The sequence below is a fragment of the uncultured Chryseobacterium sp. genome, assembly GCF_913776365.1.
Classification (GTDB): Bacteria; Bacteroidota; Bacteroidia; order Flavobacteriales; family Weeksellaceae; genus Chryseobacterium.
Window position 1 is genome coordinate 1 of sequence record NZ_CAJYMO010000146.1, and the last position, 4,230, is coordinate 4,230.

The 4,230-nt window shown below is 43.9% G+C and carries 4 protein-coding genes; all 4 read left to right on the forward strand.

The annotated features are described in order from the left end of the window. Nucleotides 1-1,086 (forward strand): heavy metal translocating P-type ATPase (locus QZ735_RS07360; RefSeq protein WP_294246286.1); only part of this gene is annotated, 1,086 nt, incomplete at its 5' end. A gap of 134 nt (nt 1,087-1,220) precedes the next feature. Next, nucleotides 1,221-1,958, forward strand: coding sequence for a DUF72 domain-containing protein (locus tag QZ735_RS07365; RefSeq protein WP_294246288.1), 738 nt, complete (start codon nt 1,221-1,223; stop codon nt 1,956-1,958). Nucleotides 1,959-3,171: 1,213 nt separating this feature from the next. Continuing rightward, nucleotides 3,172-3,393, forward strand: a complete 222-nt coding sequence (locus QZ735_RS07370; RefSeq protein ID WP_294246291.1) for a hypothetical protein — start codon at nt 3,172-3,174, stop codon at nt 3,391-3,393. A 183-nt stretch (nt 3,394-3,576) separates the two neighbouring features. Then, nucleotides 3,577-4,230, forward strand: a 654-nt coding sequence (locus QZ735_RS07375) for a YggS family pyridoxal phosphate-dependent enzyme (RefSeq protein ID WP_294246293.1), incomplete at its 3' end; no start/stop codon positions are given.

The following is a 4,230-nucleotide window of genomic DNA, read 5'->3' on the forward strand; positions in this document are numbered from 1 at the left end:
GCCTGCCCCTGTGCACTGGGACTGGCGACTCCCATGTCACTGATGGTAGGAATCGGTAAAGGGGCCAGGAACGGGATCCTGATCAGAAATGCGGAAGCCCTGGAACAGATGAATAAGGTAAATGTACTGATTACCGATAAAACCGGCACCTTAACCGAAGGGAAGCCTTCGGTAGAGCATATCGAATCTGAGGGTAACGATCCCGTTCTGTTGCTGAAAGCAGCGTATGCGTTGAATCAAAATTCGGAGCACCCGCTTTCCGGCGCGGTAATCAGGAAAGCAAAAGAAGAAAATATACGGCCGGAGCATGTGGAAGGCTTCGAAAATGTTTCGGGCCAGGGCATTACCGGCAGGATTAACGGGCTGAAGACGTATCTCGGGAACGAGAGCCTGTTGAAGTCGAACGGAATTTCGATCCCGGAAAGCCTGAAGCAGAAAGCAGATGCCGTCCAGTCAAAAGCACACACCGTATCGTATGTTGCCCAGGAAAATCAGGTCTTGGGATTCATCAGCTTTACGGATAAGATCAAGGAAAGCTCTAAAAAAGCCGTTCAGCAACTTATGAACGAAGGCATTGAAGTCATCATGATGACCGGTGATAACGAGCATACGGCAAAAGCGGTGGCGGAGGAACTGGGAATCCGGAATTTCAGAGCCCGCTGCCAGCCGGAAGACAAGCTGAATGAAGTCAAAAAGTTACAGGAGCAGGGCAAAATCGTAGCCATGACCGGCGATGGGATCAATGACTCCCCTGCCCTCGCCCAAGCCAACATCGGGATTGCCATGGGAACAGGAACCGATGTGGCCATGGAGAGCGCGGAAATCACCCTGCTGAAAGGCGATATTTCAGGCATCGCCAAAGCCAGGCTGCTGAGTGAAAAACTGGTGAAAAACATCCGGGAAAATCTGTTCTTTGCCTTTGTTTACAATGTGCTGGGCGTGCCGGTTGCGGCAGGATTATTGTATCCGTTTTTCGGGATCCTGCTTTCCCCGATGATTGCTGCTGCAGCCATGAGCTTCAGTTCACTTTCCGTTATTCTGAACTCGCTCCGGTTAAATGCTGCAGATTTGCATGTAGAAAAGTAATCAGAGGAATTATTGATTTTGCAGGACCCTCATGAGACAGGCTGGCAGTGCCATCTGAAATGAGGGTTTTGTATTTCAGAAAACGCCGGTTATCTGAATACGGAAAATGATGTACCCTATACACTTCTGAATTTATGAAAAAAGAAAATATTTTTATCGGATGCTCAGGTTTTTATAACAATGACTGGAAAGGATCATTATACCCGGAAGATGCCAAAAGCAAGGATTTCCTCATCCTGTATTCCCGTCAATTCAACACGGTGGAAATCAATTCTACCTTTTACAGGAAGCCTACCTTGAAAACCCTGATGAAATGGCATGAAGAAACACCGGAGGATTTTAGATTCTTTATCAAAATCCCCAAAACCGTTTCCCATGAAAAAAGGCTGCAGGGATGCCGGGAAGAGGTTGCGGAATTCTGCCTCCACCTCAGTTCCGGCCTGCAGGAAAAACTCGCCGGTTTCCTGTATCAGTTTCCGCCTTCTTTCAAAAATACACCGGAAAATATTCAGTTGATCCTCAAAACTATTGATCCGGCCTACTTCAATGTGATTGAGTTCCGTCACGCATCCTGGTGGCAGGAGGAAATTTTCAGGCTGCTCGGTGAACATCAGGTTGTATTTTCAGGCGTGAGTTTTCCAGGTAACCTTCCGGAAGACGTCATTTCAAATAACCCCGGAATGCTGTATTACCGGCTCCACGGAAAGCCGGTACTGTACAAGTCGGAATACAGCAGGGACTTTATTGAAAACCTGGCTGAAACCCTCAAAGCCCGGCAGCAGCAGGCAACGTATGTATTCTTCAATAACACCTGGGGAACCGCTGCGATCCATAATGCTTTGTACCTTAAGGAAGTATTGGGAAGCAACTAAGTTTTTCCTGCCTCAATGTAAAGCTTACCATTACCGATAGACAGTATTCAGCAAATCAATTGAGTCTCAAAAAAATGTAAAGTGAAAAGCGATCCAGGCAATTTCAACAATTTTCAAATGCAAAGCCTAATGTGCTGTTATGCTTAGTATAAATGAGTGGATCAGGATTTAAACAGAATGACTTTGATGAAACGACTACATTTCATTTGATCATCAATTCAATTTATTTAATGGTATGTATGACGAAAAAAATTTCCGGCATCCGGTTTGGCACCTGATCTCATTATAATGCTGACAGGATTTTATCCTATCCTGTAAAAAGTCGTCCCTTCGGGACTTTAAACAACATGAATACAGGTATCTTCACTTACTTATTTAAATTAGAAAAAAAGATGGCTTTGTCATATCAGGATTTAAGCAGAATGATAAACGATTTTTATCTCATCATGATGCTGATAGGATTTTATCCTATCCTGTAAAAATTCGTCCCTTTGGGACTTTAAACAACACAAATACAGGTATATTCAGTTACTTATTTAAATTAGAAAAAAAGATGGCTTGTCATATCAGAATTTAAACAGAATGATAAACGATTTTTATCTCATCATGATGCTGACAGGATTTTATCCTATCCTGTAAAAATTCGTCCCTTTGGGACTTTAAACAACACAAATACAGGTATCTTCACTTACTTATTTAAATTAGGAAAAAAAGATGGCTTTGTCATATCAGGATTTAAACAGAATGACTTTTCAGTAGAATGACGACATTTCATTTGATACTCGATTCAAATTATTTGATCGTATTGGCAACAACATCAACTTCCGGTATCCTGTTTCCCTTTCAATCCATTAATCCAAATTTTGTGTTGGGCTTATGCTGATCGGTGAATAATGATCAGGCGCTATGTCATTTGTACCCATACACATATACATTCCCCGTATATCAGGATTATGATGACAGTATAAAAATCTGCTCAATCCGCTCGATCCGCGAGTCAAGTCAGTATTCAGTCAAAAATCCGGACAGAAAAAATTCTGACGGTAAGGGAAACATGGCCAGGATAATCGGAATAAGGCATTGACAGGTATCCTGCCACGGTACAACAATTGCAGTCAGAATAAATAAGCCGGCCCGGTTCCGGCGCACAGGTTTTTCATCAGAATGAAAAATATAATACATACTCAAGTAATCAACACCAAAAACAGAAAATATGCAGTTTATTGATTTCACCACCGATCATCTCACTTACGATGAAACCAAAAAGAAGTATTATGTGGAAATTCCGAGCGACCAGCTGGGCGACGGAGGCATCAGGGTACAGCAGAAACAGGAAGACGGTTCTTTTGCCGGCCTGGAATGCGATATTGAAGAGGATTTTGATACCGTAACCATCACGATGAACGAACCCGCAGACTTCAGGGTACAGTTCTGATGCCGGTTCTTTCAGATGGCAGCGGAAGTTCAGGATGCAGTACAGCAAACCTGTTATTGCTTTCAGCCATCAGAGCATAGAAATAAAAGGCCTTACTGTCTCCGGATGCGTAAGGCTTTGCCATTTTATATCCGCGGGTAGAAAAACATTGTTTTTTGCCCTTAAATTTCAGAAATTTGCCATATGAGTATTCAGGAAAATTATCATGATATTAAAAAGCAGCTGCCGGAACACGTAGAACTGGTAGCCGTTTCAAAAACCCATCCGGTTTTAGCGATTCAGGATGTCTATGATCTGGGGCAAAGGGTCTTCGGAGAAAATAAGGTGCAGGAAGTAACGGAGAAACATCCGCTCCTGCCAAAAGATATCCGCTGGCACATCATCGGGCACCTGCAGACCAACAAGGTAAAATACATTGCCGGATTCATCGATACCATCCAGAGTGTGGATTCCGAGAAGCTGATCCGTGAGATCAGCAAGGAAGCATCCAAGCATGACCGGACCATTAAAATCCTGCTGCAGGTGAAAATAGCTGAAGAGGACAGCAAATCCGGACTGGAGCCTGACGGAGCCCGTGAGCTCTTCAGGAAATATGTGGATGGCGAATTCTCAAATGTTGAAATTACCGGACTGATGGGAATGGCCACCTTTACCGATGACAAGGAACAGGTAAAAGGGGAATTTGCCTGTCTCAAAAGCCTTTTCGATGAACTGAACGGAATCCGGACGCTGCAAACCCTGTCAATGGGAATGAGCGATGACTTTCCTGAGGCCATCGCCTGCGGAGCCAATTCCGTCCGTGTAGGGTCTGCCATTTTCGGCAACAGGAATTATCCC

What these genes read in the sequence shown, in the direction of transcription:
- QZ735_RS07370 (WP_294246291.1), top strand. Translation starts at nt 3,172, where the DNA reads ATGCAGTTTATTGATTTCACCACCGATCATCTCACTTACGATGAAACC.
- QZ735_RS07365 (WP_294246288.1), top strand. Translation starts at nt 1,221, where the DNA reads ATGAAAAAAGAAAATATTTTTATCGGATGCTCAGGTTTTTATAACAAT.